We start from the raw sequence: 21,390 nt of genomic DNA, 5'->3' as shown, positions 1-21,390 counted from the left end.
GTGATTACTCTAAGCTGTCGCTGTAGTCACCGAAGCATGCAAGGCTGTTCATGTGCGCGCGGTGAAGCAGTGCGGCCTGCGCCTTTTCACGGTTTTCCACTTTTCCTTCCCACGCTTTCAGGCAATCTTCCTGGAGGGCGCGTCCGTAAGAGAAGCTCAGCAGCCAGGGCTGAAAACCCTGCGCGTTAATCGCATTGAGGTTGGCTGTTGCTTCTTTGGAGGATTGTCCGCCGGAGAGGAAATTAATGGTGGGGACGGCTGCCGGTACGTTTGAGCGAAACACGCCAATGGTAAATTCACCGACTTCTTCCGGGTTGCTGAAGGGCTTGTGGTCTTTGCCACTGGTCACCATGGAGGGTTTCAGAACAATGTGCTCAAGCTCAACCTGGTGAATAAACAGCGCGTGGAAAAGTTCGTGCAGCACCATTTCAGAGGCTTCAGCGCAATGCTCGATGGAGTGATTGCCATCCATCAAAACTTCCGGCTCAACGATGGGCACAATGCCGACTGACTGGCAGGTAGCCGCGTATCGCGCGAGCATTTCTGCACCTGCACGAATGGCAGTAAGGCTTGGGGACGTGTCGGAGATGGAATAGACGTTGCGCCATTTCGCAAAGCGTGCACCGAGCGCTTTGAAGTGCAGGAGCCGTTCGCGCAGCCCGTCAAGGCCCTGGGTCACTTTTTCGCCATCCGTGTGAGGCAGGTCTATGAGGCCTTTGTCCACTTTAATACCGGGAACAATGCCTTTGTCGGCAAAACGTTTTGCAATGGGAACACCGGCATCGTCATTTTGGCTAAAAGTTTCCTCAAAGAGGATAACGCCGTGAACATACTGCTCAAGACCTTCGGTTTCCGCGAGCAGCAGACGCCATGCACGGCGGTTTTCTTCCGTGTTGTCAACGCCAATGGTGGCAAAACGCTTGCCGATAGTACTGTTGCTCTCATCCGCCGCAAGAATTCCCTTGCCTTCCTGCAGCAGAAGGTCCATTGTGGCTGACAATTCATCGTAATGCATGTGTAGTTCCTCAATTAGATTAAACGCCTTTTCGCTTCGACATATCTTATGACGACAGCATTTAGCGCGAAAGGTATTTTTCGCGAATAACATTCTGGGAGGCAAAACCGTTTGCCTTCAGCCAGTCAAATGCGTTATCAATCATACCCGGATTTCCGCACAAATACACAAGATCGCGCTCAGGATGGAGTGCGAGATGGGTAAAATGCTCCTGAACATATCCCGCCCTTTCTGCGTTCTGCAAAGATTCGGGAGCTTCCTGGCTGAAGCAGGGGATGAAACGTGCCCGCTCGCATTCGCCTGCAAATGCACGAAAAACATCGCCATAGAGTAAATCCTCGCGCTTTCGCACGCCCTCAAGCACCACGACTTCCAGTGCCGGGTCAGCCTGCAGGCGTGCTTTGAGGGTGTCCAGCATGGCAAGATAGGGGGTCACGCCAGTACTGGTTGCAACGAGCACCAGACGCTTTGGATTTTCTGGCTTCAGCACCAGACGGCCAAAGGGGCCGTTCATCTGAACGGACTCGCCGGGTTTAAGGTTAAAGAGCAGCTGACTGGCAGGTCCCCCTTCTACAAAACCGGCCGCGAACTCGATAAACTTGCTGTTCGACGGGGGATTGGCAATACTGTAACTGCGGCGCAGCGTTTTTTCGCCATGGGAAAAGTGGATGGTGATAAATTGCCCGGGTTCGTGCTCAAAGGCAACGTCTTCTGGAAGGGCAAAGACGAAATGGCGCACGCGGGGCGCAATCAGTCGGGTATCCTGCAAAACGGCAGTAAACGTGTTAACTTGCATGGTAGTATCCCATTTGATGTGTGCACAAGGCTGGATAGGCCCTACTATAGGATAAAAAGCACGTAATGCAAGAGTCTTTGGCAGAATAACCGATGGAAATTCCAGATTGGATTACCATGCTTGGCAACCTGAGCCGATCGCTCGACTCAGTGGAGCGCTTTCTGACGGCCGGGGCCTATGTCATAGGTATCGCTTTTTTTTTTATTGCCGTCATAAAGTTTAAGCACGTACTTGCCTCCCGCGGCGGTTCGCGTGAACCGATGTCCGTACCTTTTGCCTACCTTATCGCCGGTGCTGCCCTGCTCTACCTCCCAAGCTCTGTGGTGGTCTTGTCCAATACCACATTTGGGCCTGGCAATATCCTCGAGTATGCGAAGTGGAGCCCTTTTGATGTTATCAGTTCGATGGAAAAGCTTATCAAGGTTGCGGGTATTATCTGGTTCATGCGGGGAGTGGTATTGATGACCAATGCCAGCGCGCCCGGCGTTCAGCACGGACCAAAGGGGCTGGCGTTCCTCGTGGCTGGTGTATGCGCCATCAACTATGAAACAACCGCTGCGGTTTTGAACTACCTTGTGACGGCACTTGAGAAACTGACCACGCGTTAGGGCGTGTCCTCCGCCGCCCTAGGAACCCTCTTCCGGAGTGTCCTCGTTGCAGATTTTGAGATTGTTGGCTTTCGCAAATTCAAGAATGGCTTTGTAAACCTGAGGGCTTGATTCTTTTAGTTTGGGGTCGAGGAGCACGCATTTAAACCCCTCCTTATTGACGCTTGGCTGCAGGAGCGGAGAATATTGAATGCGGCTGTTTTTGAAGCTGGCCATGGCACCGCTCATGCGCTCTGCCCAGTCGCTCGGTCGAAACTCCTTTCCCTGGGGCGTAACTCCTTCGATGACGATTTTCTTGTCTTTAGGCGTGCTCATTGGCGGGTTTCCTCCCCCGAGCCACGGCATTCCGGGGGTTGTCATTAACTTAGGGCGTGTCCTCATTCGCTTCACATCATGAAATGAGGACACGCCCCGATACTTAAGCTCAAAGTATAGCATTTATCACGAAAGACTGCAGGGGGTAGAATGCGGAGTTGTCCCTATAATTACCCTGGCCCCGTGTACTATGGTTTCCTCTCCATGCTTTTCAAGGGGTTGCTTATCTCATCAAGGATGCTCTTCAGCGATTTGGCGGCGCTGGTCTTTATGCAGGGGAACATGCGGCTGGTAAACCCCTGTCCTTTTTCGAGTATGGCAAGCGCTCCAGAATCGCACAACGCATCGAGTGTTTCCCCGATTTTTTTACGGTCGCCCTGCGCTTCAAGCAGCTCAGTGACCGCGATTTCAAGGATTTTTCTTTTTAAGTCGACGCCAAAAAGGCCCTGGCATTCGTTCTGATAAAATCCCGGCTTCAGGTCGGTATAAGCGACTGCGAGCCAGTTTTTTTCGCCTCGCCATTCATTCCATGCAGAGGGCTGGTAATGCTCGTTTACCATTTGGCAGGCAGAAGCTTTAAGCGCTTCTCTCGCCTGTCTATTCGCTGCGCCACCTACAGAAGCCGCAGCCGCAGAAGCCGCAGCCGCAGAAGCCGCAGCCACAGAAGCCGCAGCCACAGAAGCCGCAGCCACAGAAGCCGCAGCCACAGAAGCCGCAGCCACAGAAGCCGCAGCCGCAGAAGCCGCAGCCGCAGAAGCCGGAGCCACAGAAGCCGGAGTCACAGAAGTCGGAGTCACAGAAGACGCAGCCACAGAAGCCGCAGCCACAGAAGCCGGAGCTACAGCCGGTGGGTGTGCCAGAGCATCGCGCAGGCGGTACAGTTCCTCATCGGCTAACACGGGTTTTGCAATCTGATGCGCGCCTGCGTACTGCTCGGCGAGGTTTAAGAGGTCGCGAAAGCAGGGCATGGGCGTGAGTTGACGGGTTTGGGCGTGAGTGCGCTGTTTTTCATACGCCTGCACCATGTCATCGGCGACTTCTTCAGGAATGCCGATGGCGTTTCGAAGGATAAAGCCCATTTCCGCGCCGGAGTAACTGGGGAGCGTGATGGTGAGCATGCGGCGTGAGAGTGCGGTACTTTGCGCCTGCCTGCCGGCCATGGTGATGGGGTTTTGGGTGCCAAGGAGGAGGAAGCCCGGGTTTTCGGGGCGTTCGCCATCGGGACCGAAGCCCATGAGCAGGCCGTTGCACAGTTTTTCGAGCATGGGTGAGCTGTTGACTTCATCCATGATGACAATGGTGCCTTCATGAAAAGCCTTTAAGAGTGCCTGGGTGCGCTCCTCAAGGCTCATGCTGACCGGGATAACGCAGTAACTGCGGGCATCACCGGGCGAGGAGTCATTGATGCCGCGCCGCCGGAAGCCGTTGTGCTGAAGATACTGGAAGATAAGCTCACTTTTACCAATGCCCGGCTCGCCCTCAACGATGAGGCCGCCAAGCCCGCCATAGAGTTTCGCCATCTTCTCAGGTGTTGCGGCTTCGGCCTCATCCTGAGTATCGAGTGCGTGGCGCGCGGCCTTGAGCGCCATGAGCTGGTCAAGGGCGGTGATAAGCGGTGCGCGTGAGGGAGTGACCAGATAGTTCCCGCAGGCAGGGGGGACTTTCGCCTGCGGCAGGCTTTCTGGTGTAAAGCGCGCATCAAAACGCGCGCGAAGGCCGTCCGGCAGGGCGTGTCGGGCAATGTCCCATGCGTGGTAGCGGGCGCGCGCCTCGAGGCTGCAGTCGGGAAACAGCGGGCCCGAGGTTATCAGGAGCAGCGCCATCATCTGCAGCTCACGCGGGGTGATGAGCACCTCATCATCGGCGTTTTCACCAATAAACCGATAAGCATCGAGCAGCGGCTGACAGAGCGCGGCGGCCTGCTCCTGCAGCGGGGTATCGGCAAAAACGGGTTTCAGGACTTCTTCATAAAGGCATGCAGGCGGCAGCGGGTCAAAGCGTCTGGCGTTGCCGTGGCGCACAAAGAACGTCGCAAGGCTGCGGTCATCGCCGTAGCTGACGGGGTTGCCGTCAAAGACGAAGCGGATGCTGTCGGGAATCGTCACCAGCTCGCCGTTGACGGGCAGGGTGGGAGGCGTGTGAAAAAGCCCCTCGCACTCACTCCACTGGCGAAGGTGCAGGTTTGCTTCTGTCACGTAAATGATTTTTCGCCCCTCACGCGGGTCATTAAGTGCCGTGGCAAGGGCGTTCTCACCCTGATAGACGATTGCCTCGCGCGCGAGGTATTTGTTGACGAAGGTCGTTTTACCGACACCGGTCAGTCCGGTTAAAAAGATAAAGGGCGCTTCCTGCAGGACGGCATTCACCTGCGCGAGGCGTGCCGCGTTAAAGGCAGCGGCCTCTGCGGCCGAGGTTTCTGGATTAAACGGCGGCAGATGAAAGCCTGCGGGCAGGCTTTCAAGCCCCTCCCACGCATTGGCGAAGGGCGCGCCCGGATGCTGTCGGATGAACGTGAGCCGCGTCTGCAGCACGCTTAAGGGTTCAGCCGCGAGGTCAGCGGTGCCGCCGATGCGTTCGAGCTCGCCCTCGCAAAGCCCAAGGAGTGCGGCTTTTTCTTCAGCACGAACGGTATGCCTCAGAGGCTCGGCAAAGCTCAGGGCATCGCGGTTGTCAGTGACCACCATGAGACGGCCTGCTGGCGCTGACTGTTGCCGCTCAAGAAAGACCACGGCGAGGGCATCGATAATGTCCGGGGTCAGCTGCCCGGTCAGAAGAATCGAGTCTCCGGCATCAAGCGCCCGGTTAAAGGCACTGCGTTTTTCCGAGAATGAAAACCCGAGGCTGTCCGCATCGAAGCTCCCCCGCAGCGAGGCGGTCAAATCGCCTGCCGACCATTCTGATACATCAAGCACCTTCCAGACGCCGGGGGTGTGGCGCGTGAGCCGGGCGATGGTGGTATCGGGGTCATCACTGACAACGGCCATGGTGTGTGCGGTTGCGCTTGCCTGCCATTCGGGCGGCAGCGGCGGCGTCAGGTCCATGGGGCTGTCTGATGATGCTGCCGCTGCCAGAGGCTCCGGCAGAAAAGCCGGCAGGGTCACGCCAGGCGCCACATGCAGATGCAGTGCCGTGTTAAAGCGCTTTGCCACGCTTAAGCATTCGGCCCAGGCATCATCGGAGAGTGCGGCTGTCACGTTTACATGCAGCGTCTGGCCCTGATGGGCTTCGAAGAGCCCCGGGAGCGTATACAATGCCGCATCGCGGCAGGCATACCGGCGAAAAAACTGCGACAGCTGCAGCGGGTTGCAGACAACGGCACGGGCATGCAGGCCGTGGCTTGTGGTGACATTGCTGACCAGCGTTTCCCAGTCATAGCCTTCCTGTCGGTAAAAGCGCAGGCCTTCGGGGAAGGGCAGGCTGCCGCCACTGTATGTGAGCATCCGCTGCGCGCACGCTTCGCGAAAGACGTGCAGAAACTCAGGGTTCTCCCAGAGGCCATTGGCAATAACGACCGTCTGTCGCCCTTCCTTCAGGGCGCGCACCAGTTCGCCTTCTTCAAAAAAGAGTGCGCTTCCCTGTAAAATCCAGCGCCCCAGCAGGCGTTCTTTCCAGTCGGCGGCATGAAAGACATCGAGGGTGGTGACGTCCGCATCAGGCGGTATTTCCTCAGTGTGTGTCTCAGGCAGGGCTCTCGCGAGAAGGCTTTCTGCAAACGGGCAGGTTTCTACCTGCAGGGCAAAGCGCGAATAAAAGTCAGAACCGGTGTAGCGGCCCGGCTGGCGCGTGTTGACAAGGCCCACGATAATCGCTTCTTTGGGCACCGGCACGCCATCGGCAAGGCGCGTGTCATCGAGCAGAGCATTAAAGCGCACGAGGTCATCGGCCTTGAAACGGCTGTAGTTGACTATCAGTACCGGCGGGTTATCCCTTGTGTACGGTTGTGTTAAAAAGTCATACAGAGGGCCTCCCGGCCCCCTGCAGGGGATGCCTTCCCGGCCATTGTCCGCCATGCGCACAAAAGGTGCCTGACAGACGAGGTCATCGGGCGTGTGCACGTAAAAGACCGGGCGGCTGATATGGCGGCAATGCCTTTCCAGCGCATAATGCAGGCCCTGCAGCGCCGTGTCGGAGGGCAGTTCAATGAGCTGTTTTAGAGGCGCGCCGCAGGCCACTTTTTGCTGGCACCAGGCGCTCAGCGACGGGGTGCGGGCACTTTTTTTCTTCCAGGTCTCAAGCGCCCTTTCAAAAAGACGGGCGTTACTCACAGACGGGGAAACTGGAATAAGGGCGCCTGATGGCTCAAGATTCGCTTCTTCAAAAACCGCGCGGTCTTCATGAACGTCATCGCCCGCCGGACGATGGCTGTCATCAATCTGCAGGCGGGCTTGATAGCCGCCAAAGTCCAGTGTCAGCCAATAGCCATCAATACACACTTCAGCAAACGCGTGTACGTCATTGACCACGATGCGAACCGGAATGGCTGCAAAGTGCGCTTCCATGGCGGCTTTAAAAGCCACGGCCCGATGGCGACAGGCGCCTTTTTTCTGGGTGCGAATGGCCTGAAGGTAGTCGCTCCCGCTCCATTCAGGCTGAACCCCTTCGAGTGCCCCCTCGCCATACTCCATGAGTTCCTGCTGCAGCGCGTGTATCGCCTCAGGCACTGAGGGTGCTGGTTCAGGCGCGTGCTCCTGCACGACAAAGCGCACGGTGAGTGATGGCACCTCACTGCGTACCCGAAGGTAATACTGATTATCGCGCTTTGAATACGCGAGTGAAATGTCAGCGTCGGCAGGCTCGGTATGAAGATGGCTGAGCGTTTCACGCGGTGAGAGCGAGGCGAGGGGCTGCCAGTGCTTGCCTGGTGTAAGTTCCTGAATGCCAAGGTACGACGGGATTGGCGTGGCATGTCCACGAAGACCCTCTATGGCCTCCACCGTCGGCAGGCGCTCGTAATCCACCTCCAGATAATCCGGCTCTCCGTCAAGGGCAAGCCTGAAGGCATCGCTGAGGCCGCAGGGCTCTCGGTTTATGTGAAGTGCATCAAACGTCCGCAGGCGATAACGGTTAACCAGAGGCGCCTGCAGGCCATTGGCCAGCGGGTAGAAAATGCGCTTCGCACGTTGCGGGGTATTGGGGTTCGCCGTATCGGCGTCAAAAAGGCATTCTGAGGGCGCGGGGGCCTGTATTGGCTGCGTAGCAGGAGAGGTGGTCATATTCCCCGTGCTTTCAGGCCGTGAAGCGCCTGTATCAGTGCCGTTTTGGGTCTTTGGTGCATTAATCAATCCTGAGAGCAACTGATTAAGAGCGACTGAAGAGGAAGCGGCTTCGCTGGAAAGTGGAGCAGATTGAGAATCAGGCTTGTGCGCAAAGGCGGATAAATGCGGATTGCCAGCTTTTTGGGGAACTGGATATACGACATCTTTTATTTGCGCAAGAAGCTGTCGCAGCTCGGCAGACAGTTTATCCTGTTCGAATTGTGGATTACCACTTAAGTTCACGCGTGTGAGATTCGGTGCCTGATGCAGAAGATTTGCGAGCGCCTCAGGAGAGAGGGCGCTATACTCAGCCTCAAGTCTTGTGAGTGCAGTGAGTTCACCGCAGGAAAAATTCGCAGAGATATTTCTGCAGTAAGAGATATCAAGGTTTTTCAGGTTTTGGGCATTGTGCAGCAAGCCCTGAAGACTTTGGCTGGTGATGGTTGAGATCCTAAGATTTAATGTTTCAAGTGCTGCGAGTTTATTGCAGGAAAAATCCGCTGTTATATTTTTGCAGCTGGAGACATCAAGGTATTTCAGGTTTCTGGCATTACGCAACAGGCCTTGAAGACTTTGGCTGGTGATGGTTGAGACCCTAAGATTTAATCTTTCAAGTGCCGCGAGTTTATTGCAGGAAAAATCCGCTGTGATATTTTTGCAGCCATAGGCATCAAGCTCTTTCAGATTTTTGGCATTGTGCAACAGGCCTTGAAGGCTTTGGCTGGTGATGATTGAGGCCCTAAGATTTAATTTTTTAAGTGCCGCGAGTTTATTGCAGGAAAAATCCACTGAGATACTTTTGCAGTCAGAGACATCAAGGTATTTCAGGTTTCTGGCATTGTGCAGCAGGCCCTGAAGGCTTTGGCTGGTGATGGATGACTCCGAAAGCTTAAGTCTTTCAAGGGCAGCAAGCTCTCCGCAGGAAAAATCCACTGAGATACTTTTGCAGCCAGAGACATCAAGCTCTTTCAGATTTTTGGCATTGTGCAGCAAGCCCTGAAGGCTTTGGCTGGTGATGGATAAGTTATAGAGCTTTAGGGTTTCAAGTGCAGCGAGTTCAGGACAGGAAAAATCCTCTGTGATATTGTAGCACCGAGAGACATCAAGGTATTTCAGGTTTCTGGCATTGTGCAGCAGGCCCTGAAGACTTTGGCTGGTGATGAATGACTCTGAAAGCTTAAGTGCTTCAAGGGCAGCAAGCTCACCGCAGGAAAAATGCTCTGTGATATTTTTGCAGTAAGAGGCGTTAAGCTCTTTCAGGTTTCTGGCATTGTGCAGCAGGCCCTGAAGGCTTTGGCTGGTGATGGATGACCCCGAAAGCTCAAGTGCTTCAAGGGCAGCAAGCTCACCGCAGGAAAAATCCGCTGTTATATTTTTGCAGCTGGAGACATCAAGGTATTTCAGGTTTCTGGCATTGTGCAGCAAGCCCTGAAGGCTTTGGCTGGTGATGGATAACCCCCTAAGCTCAAGTGTTTCAAGGGTAGCAAGCTCACCGCAGGAAAAATGCTCTGTAATATTTTTGCAGTAAGAGGCGTTAAGCTCTTTCAGGTTTCTGGCATTGTGCAGCAGGCCCTGAAGACTTTGGCTGGTGATGGATGAGCCTTGGAGCTTTAGGGCTTCAAGTGAAGGGAGCTCACCGCAGGAAAAATCCGCTGTGATATTGTTACAGCCACAGGCATCAAGGTCTTTCAGGTTTCTGGCATTGTGCAGCAGGCCTTGAAGGCTTTGGCTGGTAATAGACGAAATTTGAAGATTTAGTTTTACAAGTGCAGCGAGTTCAGGACAGGAAAAATCCGCTGTGATATTTTTGCAGCCAGAGGCATCAAGGTCTTTCAGGTTTCTGGCATTGTGCAGCAAGCCTTGAAGGCTTTGGCTGCTAATAGTTGTGAAGCCAAGTTTCAGTGTTTTCAGTGCAGGGAGCTCACTGCAGGAAAAATCCTCTGTGATATTTTCGCAGAAAGAGACATCAAGGTATTTCAGGTTTTTCGCATTGTGCAGCAAGCCCTGAAGACTTGCGCTGGTGATGGGGGAGTGGCAAAGCTTTAGTGTTTCAAGGGCGGGCAGTGAACCGCTCATCAGCACCCTTGAAGTGCCAAATTTAGCCCCTCCCAGATCAAGTACTTTCAGCTTTGGGGAGTTCATCAGTAAAGAGGATATCGCTTTGAATTCATATCTCGAGTTGGTGCTAAAACTTTCAAACACAAGGCATTCGAGTGAAGGCAAAGGGAGGTTTGATAACAGATATCCCGCAATGGGGGCATCAACAAAAGTGAGGCAGGAGAGGCGTTCAGCATATGCGAGGATATCCTCGAGGTCTCTACCATGAATCGGTCCGCCATTCAGGCTCAGATTTTCAACCTGCCTCAGGTTTACTGGCGCTTGTGTAAGCGTCTTATAGGGGTTACCAAGAGAGAGGTTGATGGTTTTCAGTTTTTGCGCAGACTCCAGCAAATCATTCAGGCTGTTGTGCCCATCCATGTTGAGCGACTCAAGATTGGCAAAGAGTGAATAGTCCAGAGACTCCCATTTAATGGCATTACAGCCTTCAAGTGCAAGATGCTTGAGGTTTGGGGTTTTTCTGAGTAATTCCTCAAGCGTTTCGTTATCGATATCTGACCCTGACACACTCAGTGTTTCAAGATGTGGGAACGTAATTTCGCCTCTCAAGTGAAAGGTGCCGTCCGCATGTTCAAGGCTTAACGATTTTAGTGCCGTGAAGGACTGCAAAACCCTGCCAGCGCCTTGTGGGAGCAAAAAACGCTTACCGCAAGGGTGCAGGGTTAATGATGTTACCTGTTCGAAATGAGAACGGTTTAAAGCTATCTCGTCCCGCGTGGCGGTTTGCGCATGAATAAGCTCATCCAGTAAACCGGCATCCAGATTAACCGTGCCAAAACGCCAGACTATCGGCAGGTGAAGGGATTGCTGCAGCACTTTGGCCATGCTGATATCGTCCGGAAACGTATTGCAGATGATGGCCTCAAAAGGGAGGTGAGTGTTTTGCAGGTCACTTACCAGCGCCTGGCGTTTATCAGACTCAAGGTTGTGCCACCAGTCACCTGTTTCCAGTGTTTTTTGTATAGAAGCGCTTCCGTCGATTATCGCATTAAGCCCGTGATAATCGAGAATATGCAGCTCATCGCGTGGAATTTTTATTTTAGCGGCCGCGCGATACAGTGTTTCTTCCGTCAGGACGCGGCAGTTTTCCCGGAGCCTCATAACAAGCGTTTTACCGCTTGTGACCGGTTGTATCGTGTTCTCATGAAACACAAAGAGGGAATAGCCTTCTTTCAGCAGCTGACTGGCAAGTCGGGTGACCTGTGTGGCACGGTTCACACTCCAGCCTGCAGCAGACCAGTCATGAAAGAGGATGCGTTGTTTTTTTATCTGACTGCGTGGATGAGGCGTTACAAAGCAGGGTTTCCCGGCAAGCAGTCTCGCCACACTCAAGCTGCCGCGTGGTTCGTGAGAATAGGTTGACTCGCTGCTTTTTTGTTCATAAGTCAGCGATAAATCGAATTTTTTTGGAGGGGTAACGGCCAGGAAGTCTGAATCAGTGCTTGAAATATATGGGGCGATACCAGCGCGAAGCTCTCCCAAGAGATTCTTCGGCAGTGCCCCTGTTATTGGTTCTGAGGAGTACGCTGCATAGAAATTTACAATAGAGCGCGCATTAATGCCAAAGGCATGCTCCAGGCGTCTGGCAAGCTGCCAGTACTCGTTAACTTCATCGCGGTTTATATCCAAAACGTTGCCGCGAATGCGTATGGCTATTTTATGCATGCACTGAATCTTGATAAACTAAAATGATTAAAATTATAACGTAAAACACGCAATTCATCCATTAAGTTCTCAAAAAAACATTATTGAGCGCAGGTCGGGCATTTTTCAAAAAATTAAACGTGTCTGGAGCCACATTCTAAAAGAAGGATACGCCCTGATATGCCCGATACCTGACAGCCTGTCGCTTCGCATGGTAGGATACGCGGGAATTTGAACAGAAATAGTGGGAGCGCTTTGTGAAACCGTCCAGAGACAGCCATACCGGCGTGTATCTTCTGCCCAATCTGTTTACAACAGCGAGCCTGTTCGCCGCGTTTTATTCGTTGGTCGCCTCGCTTAAGGGGCAGTATGAACCGGCCATTGTCGCCATCTTCATCGGCATGGTGGCTGATGGTCTGGATGGCCGCATCGCGCGCCTGACGAACACCCAGTCCGCGTTTGGCGCTCAGTATGACAGCCTGTCTGACATGGTGACCTTTGGTGTGGCGCCACCTATCTTGATGTACAGTGCGTTTCTCAATCAGCTCGGCAAGCTCGGCTGGCTGGTGGCATTTTTATACACGGCGGCAGTTGCGCTGCGCCTTGCGCGCTTTAATACGCAGCTTGAAACCGCTGATAAACGCTATTTTCAGGGGCTTGCCTGCCCGCCGGCAGCCGCAGTCACTGCGTCACTGGTGTGGGTGTGTCAGGAAAATAATTTTCAGGGATTTGGTGTTACGGTGTTTGTGGCGGTTATCGCCGTGCTCATTGCACTTCTCATGGTAAGCAATGTGCGTTACTACAGTTTCAAGGATGTCGATTTTCGCGGGCGAGTGCCCTTTTTGCATGTGCTCGTAATGGTGATTCTCTTTATCGCCATTGCCTCACATCCAGCACTTGTGCTTCTGTCAGGCTTTGGTCTGTATGCGATGTCAGGCCCCATTCAGACGCTGGTTGCCATCCAGCGCGTGCGCCGTGCCGCGCGTTCGCGAAACCGTCGCGGCAATAAACTGTAATGTTTTAATCACCACAGGGAGTCACCATGAAAACCAACCGGATTATTTGCGCTCTGCTGGCCTGCAATCTCGTGGCAGCGCCGGTTTTTGCGTCAGACATTGTGCAAAAGCTTTTTCCGAAAAGCGCGATGCAGCAGGCGCATAAAGCGGCACCCTCACAGGCCGCCAGAGGGGACTTCACCGATTTCTCCGGTAACTGGACGGGCTTTTGTGCGTATATGGGATTTCGCTTTCCCCTCGATTTAGCACTTGTTAATACAGCCAGCTATCTGCGTATTGACGGGGTGGAATATGGAATAGGCAAGCTTGATACCCGTGCCACGACCGACACTTACCAGAGTGTGGTAAACCATACTGCGGTTGAGTGGAATGCTGACATGACCCGGATTGTGTTTAGAAATGTAGCGCTCAGCAAGGAAAATGGCGAACCATACAGTCATGAAAGCACGGCTTTTGACCTCGGTGTTAATCACTTTACGTTTGCCCTTGAAAAAGAGGCATTAAACATACGAGGTTATACCCTTACGCTGCCGGGACTCGCGCCTGCTGACGAAGCGGCAGACCTTGAATGCACACTGCACCGTCAATAAGCCTGCCGGGGTGTAACCACCCCGGTTTTACCAGGGCGTGTCCTCATTCCATAATATAGCTGCAAACGCGGAGCTTTGAGGGGCATTTTCGCTTCACATCATGAAATGAGGACACGCCCTATTCAGCTTCGCCAAAGCGGTTGTTAATCAGTGCTACGATGGCTTTTTCCATCGCTTCCTCATCAGGCCCTTCGATTTCAAGCAGCAGCTCACTGCCGCAGGGGGCTGCGAGCATCATTACGCCCATGATGCTTTTGCCGTTCACGCACTGACTGCCGCGGCGGATTTCGATGCTGCTCTGAAAGCGCGCGGCAGTTGCTACAAATTTTGCCGAGGCCCTTGCATGCAGGCCGAGAACGTTAATGAGTGTAACGGTAACTTGAATCATGAATACTTCCTGCAGAGTGATGCGCGGTATAACCGGCAGGGCTTGCCCATTATAGACAGGCACTGGTGGATGCGCTAGTGTGAAAAAGGAAGCTTTACTTTTTCTTGACAACAATGGACGGAGAGCTTCATGAAATTGCACCGGCGTTTTACTCCCATGCACCTCTTAATGCTCAGTATCAACGGCATGCTGGGTTCCGCCTGGTTGTTCGCGCCGTTGTACGCCGCTAAAATCGCAGGTGCCGGCGCGCTCATAGCCTGGTTGATTGGCGGTATCGCCACGGCGGTGATTGCCTTCACCTTTGCAGAATTGTCCGTTCTTTTTCCGGTGGCAGGCGGAACGGCACAGATTCCGCAGCTGAGCCATGGCGCGATGGCGAGTTTTACGTTGAGCTGGATTGCCTGGCTTTCTGCGGTCACCATGGCCCCCATTGAGGTGCAGGCCGTGCTGCAGTATGCCTCCACGCTGTTTCCATCGCTCACCTCTCTTGAGAGTGGCGTACCCGTACTGACAGCTTTTGGCTATCTCTGGGCGATTATCCTGATGCTCTCGCTCTGTATCCTTAATGTTGCGAGTTTTCGCGGCCTTGTGGGATTTAACTTTTTACTGTTCCTTTTCAAAACGGTGGTGATTGTTGTGGCTGTCGGTGCCCTGCTGCATGCGAGCTTTCACCCCGAGAACTTTATCGGGCTTTCGCATGTGACTACCATGACTGGCTGGCAGGCGATTCTTACGGCAGTCGCATCTGGAGGTATTGCCTTTGCGTTTACCGGGTTTAAGCATGGGGTGGAGCTTGCCGGTGAAGCGCAAAATGCGCGACGTGGCGTGCCGCTTGCCATTGTGGGTTCTGTTGTCGGCTGCCTGCTGCTCTACCTTGGGCTGCAGGTCGCGTTTATCGCGGCTCTCGACCCGGCTCTGCTGGCGGATGGATGGGAGAATGTCCATTTTAATGGCGATGTCGGGCCATTCGCCGGACTTGCCGCAGGCCTTGGTATTTACTGGCTCCTGCGCCTTTTGTATGTGGATGCGGCTATTTCTCCACTGGGAGCCGGGCTTATTTATGTAACCTCTACAGCCCGTATTCTGTATGCCATGAGTAAACTCGGGTTTCTGCCAGAGCGCATTACCCGCATTAATCATCAGGGCTTTCCAATGGTGGCCGTAGCCGTTAATTTTGTCGTGGGCATGTTTCTTTTTCTGCCTCTTCCCGGCTGGCAGGCGATGGTGGGTTTTCTGGTTTCTGGAATGGTAATTTCCTACGGCATGGGGCCGGTGGCACTTTTATGCCTGCGTAAGGACCTGCCCCACCATCCTCGCCCGTTTCGCCTGCCGGCGGCAACCCTTGTGTGTCTGCTCGCCTTTTACTTCTGCAACCTTATCTGTTACTGGACGGGGTGGGAAACCCTCTGGAAGCTTGGTATCGCCATCCTCATCGGGTTCGCTTTTTTCATGTTCGCTGCATTGCGAGGAAGGCTCTGTGGCACCGACTACGGCATGCGTTCTGCAATATGGATAGCACCATGGCTTGGCGGGCTGGTACTCATCAGCAGGCTTGGAGCATTTGGCGGGCTTAATGTGATTCCTTTTGGCTGGGATTTTCTCGTCATTGGAATTTTCAGCGCGGTCATTCTGGTGATGGCAGTGAAGTACCGCGCTGCTGATACGGCTGAGGCCTTTGAGGATTATCGACTCGGTGAGGCGGCCTGAGACGCTGTCTTTTTCGCCACCACGATAAAGTGCACATGAACGTTGTCTGCCACCTCTTTCGTGCTGGCCCACTCCCCCTGGCCTACGCCAAAGCGGGTTCGCTGCAGGGTGGTGTCGCCTTCAACCCTGCCGGTATCCGCATCTGGCTGTGACGTGGTAAATGTCAGCGTGACCGGGGCGCTGATGTTGCGGATTTTGACTGTTCCCATGGCCTGCCAGCGGTTCTCGCCGAGTGATTTGAACGATTCAGCAGTAAATTCTGCGGTGCCAAACTGCACGCTGTCAAACCACGGCGCGCTCATCAGTGTGCTTGCAAGCTCTGTATACGTTGTACTCACGGATTTCATATCGACCACGATGTGAATACGGCTTGCCTTGTAGTTGTCGGGGTCAACAAAAATTTCGCCATTAAAGTGTTTGAATGCGCCGCCCACAGGCGCACCGTTTTGTGTAGCGGTAAAACTCAGGGAGCTTTGTTCCGGTATTATTTTCCATGCGCCTGGTTCGGCGCGCACGCAGCTGCCGACAACCATTAGAGCGACGAAGAGGGTCTTTCGCAACAGGGTATTTACCATGGCAGCATTCTCCTTAAAATTCGGTCTCGATTAATAAAATGGTGTTTAAGTGCGGCAAGGATGTGCAGTGAGATGAGGGCGATGAGGCTGTAGCCGATACAGAGATGAACAAACTGCAGGCGCACGCGCAGCATCTCATTCGCCATGACGGGGTTCGGCAGCACGAAAAGCCCAAAAAAGGAAACCGGCACCCCGGCCGCGGAAGACATCATCCAGCCGCTGAGCGGCATGGCCACCATCAGTATGTAAAGGAGCCAGTGAACGGCGCGGGCGGCAAATTCCTCGAGACGCGGCAGTTCAAGCTTTGGTTGAACATTCAGCATGCGCCAGAGAAAACGCAGCACGACAAGTCCTATAACCAGCAAACCAAATTCCTTGTGCCAGCCATAAAAGCGCAGTTTCTCAAGGCTTACGGGCAGGCGGGTCATATAAAGGCCAAGCGCCAGAAGCCCGATGATAAGTATTGCCATCAGCCAGTGCAGGCTGATGGCAATGGCACCAAAACGGTCAGGACGATTTTTCAGATGCATCTGCAGCTCCGGCTTCAATCGGTGAGGCTTCAACCCCAATTTCAAGCTGAACCGTATCCCCGAGATTAGGCACCAGCGCATTCATGCCAAAATCCGAACGCTTAATGGTGGCGGTGGCACTGAATCCTACGGTCATTTTATCGTTGATGGGATTTTTGCCGACACGGTTCATGGTGACATGCAGGGTTACTGGTTTGCTGACTCCGCGCAGCGTCAGAATGCCATCAACTTCGGCCCTTTTATCATCCAGTACATGCACCCTGGTGCTCTTGAAGGTGGCTTTCGGGTATTTTTTAACATCAAAAAACATCGGCCCCATCAGGTGTTCATCGAGCTGCGGGATACCGGTGACAATGTTTTTAATGTCAATACTGACATCAACGCTCGATTTTTGCGGATTTTCCCGGTCCAGCACCAGTGTGCCCTTTGCATACCACTTACCGGACTGCGTCGAAAAACCAAGGTGTTCGATGCGCCAGAGTACATACGAATGCGTGTCATCGAGTGCAAGGGTATGAGGAGCCGCCTGAAGCGAAGCTCCCTGAAACAGCAGGATAAACGCTGCAAGAAGGTGTCGAAGGCGCATGATATTACTCCGTGGGTTTGTTATCGGTGGAAGCGGGAGAGGTCCCGGCAGTCAGACTGGCACCTGTAATGCGGGTACAAAGGCCTTTGGGCAGAAAAATAAACGCGTCAGGCTGGTTGTCGCGAGTGGCTGAGCCTGCGCAGGAAGCAGTGGCGGTAGCGCAGTCGTTCATTCCGGCGCGCGAGATTCCATAGCACTTTTCCTGTTGTACATCGGACGTGTCCGCACTGGCAGGGTTTGCCGCAAGACTCAGGAAAACAGCCATGGCAAGGCTTGCGCGTGCCGCTTTGGTATCATTCAGTATCTTCATTCTGTAACCTCCACAGTATGCAGTAATCCAAGGGACAGCCAGCGTTGCAGCAGGGTCGCCGCGCGTGTGCTGACCGCGTTTTCGGGGTGCCACGTACAGAGCTTTTCGCAAATGGCGGCGAAGGACTCACCGGCAAGTAAGGCATCAAAAGCATGCGCTTCATCGGTTGCGAGCGTTGCATAATGATTTTCAAGGCCGAGACGCCATATCAGCAGAAAATCGGGTTCAGGGGCTTCAACAGGCACAGGCGCCGTGTCTTCTGCATACATGGCCTGCCATAGTGCTGTCACATTCCAGCAGGTATTAAGACGCTGGACACCTGGATGCGGTATAAAGCGCATATTGGGCCAGTTTTCTGGTGCGATGGACGTCATGGCGCTCATCGAAAGCAGGCTTGCGTCTTTTGCATCAAACGCGAGCGCATGCGCCCACTCAAAGGCCGCTAAATCGCTGATGCAGGGAGAGTGTGCTTTAAGAAACGCCGGAAAATGTTCGCCATACCAGCGAATGGAACGCGTGGTGGAGGGGTGGCTGGCAATATAGGTGCGCGCAAGTTCAGCGAAGGCCGCTTCTCCCACAAAGCGGCTGGTGCATGGATAGTTGCAGGCAAGTGCTTCCAGCAGTCGAGCGCTGTAGGCGTTACGGTAAATCTCGAGCCGTAGCCCGGCCGGCATGCGTTCAGTAGACACAATAGCTTCCATCACGTCAACGGCACCACTTAACAGATACCGCTGAAAAGCCATCTCAAGGTGCTGCAGACTTTTCATGCGTACACCTCCGTTTGCACGAAAGGTGCGGCGATATCACGCACACGCTCGAGCTCCGCGAGCAGGGTTTCCAGTGGCGGAATGTTGTCGTCCCGCTCAATCATGGTTGGCACGAACCCAAAACGTTGCAGTGCTTCCGTATACAGCGACCATACCGCATCCACAATTGGCTGGTCGTGGGTATCAATCAGGCAGTCATCATGATGACTGTGGCCTGCCAGATGAATCTGTGCAACGCGCGAGCGCGGCAGAGCGTTTAGATAGTCACAAGGATTAAAACCGTGGTTGATGGCGCTGACATACACATTGTTCACATCAAGCAGCAGCAGGCAATCGGCTTCCTCGAGAATCGCGCGCAGAAACTCCCACTCTGTCATGGCCGATTCCTGCCACGTGACATAGCTGGATACGTTTTCCAGTAAAAGGGGCTGTCCAATCGCGTCCTGTACGCGTCGGATACGCGGAACAATGTGACGGATGGCGTCCTCAGTAAAAGGCAGTGGCAGTAAATCGTGCATGTTTTGCGATTGCACCCCGGTCCAGCAGAGGTGATCGGACACCCTGACCGGTTGTACCCGGTTTATAAGCTTACGCAAGGCTTCGAGATAAGCGAAATCAAGCGGATCGGTGCTGCCAATGGACAGTGAAACGCCATGCAGCGCGATGGGGTAGCGCTCACGAATCTTATCAAGGTAATAGAGGGGTTTGCCGCCCGGAACCATGTAGTTTTCACTGATGGCTTCAAACCAGTCAACCTTTGGGGCATGCTGCAGGATGGCTTCATAATGCACGGGGCGAAGGCCAAGCCCAAATCCTGAAGAGTGAGTTTTCAAGGTGGTTGTCCATTTCTCTCAAACATACAGAAATGCTTGAAGCCCGCTCTGCGGGCTTCAAGACAGCGTTTACTGACCTGTGGAGCCGGTGCCTGCGCTGCTGTCTGTCTGGACTGTACCACCCGCTTTGGTACAGTCTTCCTGGGTCATGGGCACAACGCCGTTGCCTTTGCAGGAGTTCTGACCCTTGCAGGCGTTGGTCGCTGTTTTGCACATGCTTTGTCCTTTGCAGGAGTTGGCGCCTACGCACATCACCATGGGGGCGCTGGTGGAGGCCGCAGCAGGAGCTGCATCATCTGCCAGAACGGGTGTTGCAGCAAACAGGGCGGCAACGCCAGCGGCAAGAGCCGCACCCGTCAAATGTACTTTCTTCATGGATTAATTCCTTTTATGGGTTGAGGCATGTTTATCCGTAATAACCAACACATCAGCGTTGGCACCCTGAAAAGTCTCGGAAAGAAACAGGATTTTGTCAAGGGCGCGAGCAACGCGCCCTCAGTGTGTTCTAAAACCGCGCTGTGGCGGTCAGTTTCCTTCGTATCGCGTTACTCTCGATGATCCTGCATTTTTTCTTTATGGCGAATAATCTGGCGGTCGAGCTTTTCAACGAGCAAATCAATGGCCGAATAAAGGTCGTCCGATTCGGAGCTTGCGTGAATATCTCCCCTGGCAACATGAATCGTGGCCTCAGCGGTCTGGCGCAGCTTGCTGACGTCAAACACCACATTCACTGAAGTAATTTTGTCAAAATGTTTACCAAGTTTGTCGAACTTTTCCTGAGCGTACGCCTTAAGCGGAGGGGTGATTTCCAGGTGATGTCCGGTAAAATTAATGTGCATTGCAGTCTCCTTCAGACAAAACACGATGAACGCCATCGCCAGCGGGCAGGTTCAGGACCTGCCAGTGGTTGCAACAATGGATTTACGCTCGTTGGATGGGGCGATACCCATTGCCTCGCGGTATTTGGCTACAGTGCGTCGCGCTACCTGGATGCCCTGTTGAGCAATCAGCTGGGCAATCTTGCTGTCGCTGAGCGGTTTTTTTGTGTTCTCAGCGGCAATGAGCTTGCGTATAAACGCCCGAATGGCCGTTGAGGAACATTCGCCGCCGGTGGCAGTGGCCACGTGGCTTGAAAAAAAGTACTTCAGCTCAAAAACGCCCCTGGGGGTGTGCATGAATTTCTGAGTGGTTACGCGCGAAATGGTCGATTCGTGCATGTCAAGCGCCTGTGCCACATGGTTTAGAATCAGGGGCTTCATGGCCTCTTCCCCAAAATCCAGAAAGTCTGCCTGATAATCCACGATGCACCGCGCCACCTTCAGCAGGGTCTCCTGGCGGCTTTGAATGCTTTTCAAAAACCAGCGCGCTTCCTGCAGGTTATTTTTAAGAAACAGGTTATCCGCACTGTTGTCCGCACGCTGCACAAGGGCTGCATACTGGGCGTTAATGCCGATTTTGGGCAGCGTGTTGGGGTTGAGGGCTACCTGCCACTGGCCATCGATTTTGCGAACGCTTACATCCGGTATCAGGTATTCTGTGATGCCGCTGTTGATGAGGCTCCCGGGTTTGGGGTTCAAACTCTGGATAATGTGAAGGACATTGTGCAGGGTTTGTTCGCTGACTTGATGCTGTTTCATCAAAAGGCGGTAATTATGCTGCCCCAGCAACTCAAGGTTTTCACGGACTATGGTACGGGCAATATTGAGGTTTGGCGTGTCCGCCGGAAGTTGCGCGAGCTGTATCAGGAGCGTCTCCTGAAGATTAAGAGCCGCACATCCTACCGGGTCAAACTGTTGAATGCGATGACGTACTGCTTCAATCTCCGCAAAATCAAGCGGATGGTTTTCGGAATCAAGGCTTGCGTGCAATTCCTCAAGACTGAGGGTCAGGAAACCGTCATCATCAAGTGCGTCGATGATAGTCGTCGCAATGGCACGGTCGACATCGGACATGGGCGACAGACCGAGCTGCCAGTGGAGATGATCGTGCAGGCTCGTTGTGGTGCAGTGCAGGTTATCGTAATTGTAGTCATTGTCGTCAAAATCATGCGCCTTACCGCCACCGGAAAAACCGGAAGACCATTGAAATTCAACAAGCTCATCCTGCCATGGCCGCGCACCTTCAGGGGCACTTTCATCCTTTTCTTCCGCGGGCAGGGCTTCAAGCATGGGATTGGATTCAATCGCCTGCTGGATTTCCTGCTGCAGGTCGATGGTCGACAGTTGCAGAAGGCGAATGGCCTGCTGCAGTTGTGGTGTGAGTGTCAGATGTTGACCGATACTCAGTTGTAAAGAGGGCTTCATGCATATCCCCTGAAAATTTGTCATTCCGTATAAG

General features: G+C 53.6%; 18 protein-coding genes. 4 read left to right on the top strand and 14 right to left on the bottom strand.

Annotation, left to right across the window (positions count from 1 at the left end; genetic code table 11):
- Window positions 1-4 precede the first annotated feature (4 nt).
- Window positions 5-1,015 (bottom strand): class I fructose-bisphosphate aldolase, encoded by a 1,011-nt coding sequence (locus E4T54_RS03860; RefSeq protein ID WP_028386848.1) that lies wholly within the window; start codon window positions 1,013-1,015, stop codon window positions 5-7.
- Window positions 1,016-1,076: 61 nt separating this feature from the next.
- Window positions 1,077-1,811 (bottom strand): ferredoxin--NADP reductase, encoded by a 735-nt coding sequence (locus E4T54_RS03855; RefSeq protein WP_028386849.1) that lies wholly within the window; start codon window positions 1,809-1,811, stop codon window positions 1,077-1,079.
- Between the two features lie 92 nt (window positions 1,812-1,903).
- On the opposite strand from E4T54_RS03855, the gene E4T54_RS03850 reads away from it, so the two are divergent.
- Complete coding sequence (locus tag E4T54_RS03850; RefSeq protein WP_028386850.1) at window positions 1,904-2,419, top strand: hypothetical protein; 516 nt, start codon at window positions 1,904-1,906, stop codon at window positions 2,417-2,419.
- An 18-nt stretch (window positions 2,420-2,437) separates the two neighbouring features.
- On the opposite strand, the gene E4T54_RS03845 is transcribed toward E4T54_RS03850, so the two are convergent.
- Window positions 2,438-2,734, bottom strand: a complete 297-nt coding sequence (locus E4T54_RS03845; protein WP_028386851.1) for a DUF3579 domain-containing protein — start codon at window positions 2,732-2,734, stop codon at window positions 2,438-2,440.
- Window positions 2,735-2,922: 188 nt separating this feature from the next.
- Window positions 2,923-11,772 (bottom strand): hypothetical protein, encoded by an 8,850-nt coding sequence (locus tag E4T54_RS03840; protein WP_135100390.1) that lies wholly within the window; start codon window positions 11,770-11,772, stop codon window positions 2,923-2,925.
- Between the two features lie 236 nt (window positions 11,773-12,008).
- On the opposite strand from E4T54_RS03840, the gene pssA reads away from it, so the two are divergent.
- Entirely contained in the window at window positions 12,009-12,767 is a 759-nt protein-coding gene (pssA, locus tag E4T54_RS03835; protein ID WP_028387488.1) for a CDP-diacylglycerol--serine O-phosphatidyltransferase, read from the top strand.
- Window positions 12,768-12,793: 26 nt separating this feature from the next.
- The gene (locus E4T54_RS03830; RefSeq protein WP_028387487.1) at window positions 12,794-13,357 is read left to right on the top strand and encodes a hypothetical protein; all 564 of its coding nucleotides are present in this window, start codon (window positions 12,794-12,796) and stop codon (window positions 13,355-13,357) included.
- Between the two features lie 118 nt (window positions 13,358-13,475).
- Here the strand turns inward: E4T54_RS03830 and E4T54_RS03825 are convergent, their stop codons facing one another.
- Complete coding sequence (locus E4T54_RS03825) at window positions 13,476-13,745, bottom strand: HPr family phosphocarrier protein (RefSeq protein ID WP_028387486.1); 270 nt, start codon at window positions 13,743-13,745, stop codon at window positions 13,476-13,478.
- A 129-nt stretch (window positions 13,746-13,874) separates the two neighbouring features.
- Here E4T54_RS03825 and E4T54_RS03820 point away from each other — a divergent pair, with 129 nt between their 5' ends.
- Window positions 13,875-15,452 (top strand): APC family permease, encoded by a 1,578-nt coding sequence (locus E4T54_RS03820; protein WP_028387485.1) that lies wholly within the window; start codon window positions 13,875-13,877, stop codon window positions 15,450-15,452.
- Here the strand turns inward: E4T54_RS03820 and E4T54_RS03815 are convergent.
- The 9 genes from E4T54_RS03815 to E4T54_RS03775 form a co-directional block, all read right to left on the bottom strand.
- Entirely contained in the window at window positions 15,428-16,027 is a 600-nt protein-coding gene (locus E4T54_RS03815) for a YceI family protein (protein ID WP_028387484.1), read from the bottom strand. The two genes, E4T54_RS03820 and E4T54_RS03815, sit on opposite strands and share 25 nt — an antisense overlap.
- A complete protein-coding gene (locus E4T54_RS03810) occupies window positions 16,021-16,557 on the bottom strand; it encodes a cytochrome b (RefSeq protein WP_028387483.1) in 537 nt (178 codons plus the stop codon). Before E4T54_RS03810 ends, E4T54_RS03815 begins: the two co-directional genes overlap by 7 nt.
- Complete coding sequence (locus E4T54_RS03805) at window positions 16,535-17,143, bottom strand: YceI family protein (RefSeq protein WP_035904173.1); 609 nt, start codon at window positions 17,141-17,143, stop codon at window positions 16,535-16,537. The genes E4T54_RS03810 and E4T54_RS03805 overlap by 23 nt, the downstream gene beginning before the upstream one ends.
- Window positions 17,144-17,147: 4 nt before the next feature.
- A complete protein-coding gene (locus tag E4T54_RS03800; RefSeq protein WP_051551080.1) occupies window positions 17,148-17,453 on the bottom strand; it encodes a BufA1 family periplasmic bufferin-type metallophore in 306 nt (101 codons plus the stop codon).
- On the bottom strand, window positions 17,450-18,220 hold the full coding sequence (locus E4T54_RS03795) for an HvfC/BufC N-terminal domain-containing protein (protein ID WP_028387481.1): 771 nt from the start codon (window positions 18,218-18,220) through the stop codon (window positions 17,450-17,452). The genes E4T54_RS03800 and E4T54_RS03795 overlap by 4 nt, the downstream gene beginning before the upstream one ends.
- Window positions 18,217-19,053, bottom strand: a complete 837-nt coding sequence (bufB, locus tag E4T54_RS03790) for an MNIO family bufferin maturase (protein WP_028387480.1) — start codon at window positions 19,051-19,053, stop codon at window positions 18,217-18,219. The genes E4T54_RS03795 and bufB overlap by 4 nt, the downstream gene beginning before the upstream one ends.
- A gap of 69 nt (window positions 19,054-19,122) precedes the next feature.
- Window positions 19,123-19,428 (bottom strand): BufA2 family periplasmic bufferin-type metallophore, encoded by a 306-nt coding sequence (bufA2, locus tag E4T54_RS03785; RefSeq protein ID WP_035904167.1) that lies wholly within the window; start codon window positions 19,426-19,428, stop codon window positions 19,123-19,125.
- A gap of 170 nt (window positions 19,429-19,598) precedes the next feature.
- Window positions 19,599-19,892: a ribosome hibernation-promoting factor, HPF/YfiA family gene (gene hpf / locus E4T54_RS03780; protein WP_028387479.1), complete on the bottom strand. Its 294-nt coding sequence runs from the start codon at window positions 19,890-19,892 to the stop codon at window positions 19,599-19,601.
- Window positions 19,893-19,943: 51 nt separating this feature from the next.
- A complete protein-coding gene (locus E4T54_RS03775) occupies window positions 19,944-21,356 on the bottom strand; it encodes an RNA polymerase factor sigma-54 (RefSeq protein WP_028387478.1) in 1,413 nt (470 codons plus the stop codon).
- Window positions 21,357-21,390: the final 34 nt, after the last annotated feature.

It is taken from the genome of Legionella geestiana, from assembly GCF_004571195.1.
GTDB classification, from domain to species: domain Bacteria; phylum Pseudomonadota; class Gammaproteobacteria; order Legionellales; family Legionellaceae; genus Legionella_B; species Legionella_B geestiana.
This window is presented reverse-complemented; position numbering and strand designations above follow the sequence as displayed.

Excerpts from the sequence above, each read along its gene's own strand:
- E4T54_RS03810 (WP_028387483.1), bottom strand. The coding sequence starts at position 16,557 with ATGCATCTGAAAAATCGTCCTGACCGTTTTGGTGCCATTGCCATCAGC.
- E4T54_RS03855 (WP_028386849.1), bottom strand. The coding sequence starts at position 1,811 with ATGCAAGTTAACACGTTTACTGCCGTTTTGCAGGATACCCGACTGATT.
- E4T54_RS03820 (WP_028387485.1), top strand. The coding sequence starts at position 13,875 with ATGAAATTGCACCGGCGTTTTACTCCCATGCACCTCTTAATGCTCAGT.
- E4T54_RS03830 (WP_028387487.1), top strand. The coding sequence starts at position 12,794 with ATGAAAACCAACCGGATTATTTGCGCTCTGCTGGCCTGCAATCTCGTG.
- hpf (WP_028387479.1), bottom strand. The coding sequence starts at position 19,892 with ATGCACATTAATTTTACCGGACATCACCTGGAAATCACCCCTCCGCTT.
- E4T54_RS03815 (WP_028387484.1), bottom strand. The coding sequence starts at position 16,027 with ATGGTAAATACCCTGTTGCGAAAGACCCTCTTCGTCGCTCTAATGGTT.
- E4T54_RS03840 (WP_135100390.1), bottom strand. The coding sequence starts at position 11,772 with ATGCATAAAATAGCCATACGCATTCGCGGCAACGTTTTGGATATAAAC.
- E4T54_RS03825 (WP_028387486.1), bottom strand. The coding sequence starts at position 13,745 with ATGATTCAAGTTACCGTTACACTCATTAACGTTCTCGGCCTGCATGCA.
- E4T54_RS03795 (WP_028387481.1), bottom strand. The coding sequence starts at position 18,220 with ATGAAAAGTCTGCAGCACCTTGAGATGGCTTTTCAGCGGTATCTGTTA.
- bufA2 (WP_035904167.1), bottom strand. The coding sequence starts at position 19,428 with ATGAAGAAAGTACATTTGACGGGTGCGGCTCTTGCCGCTGGCGTTGCC.
- E4T54_RS03860 (WP_028386848.1), bottom strand. The coding sequence starts at position 1,015 with ATGCATTACGATGAATTGTCAGCCACAATGGACCTTCTGCTGCAGGAA.
- E4T54_RS03850 (WP_028386850.1), top strand. The coding sequence starts at position 1,904 with ATGGAAATTCCAGATTGGATTACCATGCTTGGCAACCTGAGCCGATCG.
- E4T54_RS03805 (WP_035904173.1), bottom strand. The coding sequence starts at position 17,143 with ATGCGCCTTCGACACCTTCTTGCAGCGTTTATCCTGCTGTTTCAGGGA.
- E4T54_RS03845 (WP_028386851.1), bottom strand. The coding sequence starts at position 2,734 with ATGAGCACGCCTAAAGACAAGAAAATCGTCATCGAAGGAGTTACGCCC.
- E4T54_RS03775 (WP_028387478.1), bottom strand. The coding sequence starts at position 21,356 with ATGAAGCCCTCTTTACAACTGAGTATCGGTCAACATCTGACACTCACA.
- E4T54_RS03800 (WP_051551080.1), bottom strand. The coding sequence starts at position 17,453 with ATGAAGATACTGAATGATACCAAAGCGGCACGCGCAAGCCTTGCCATG.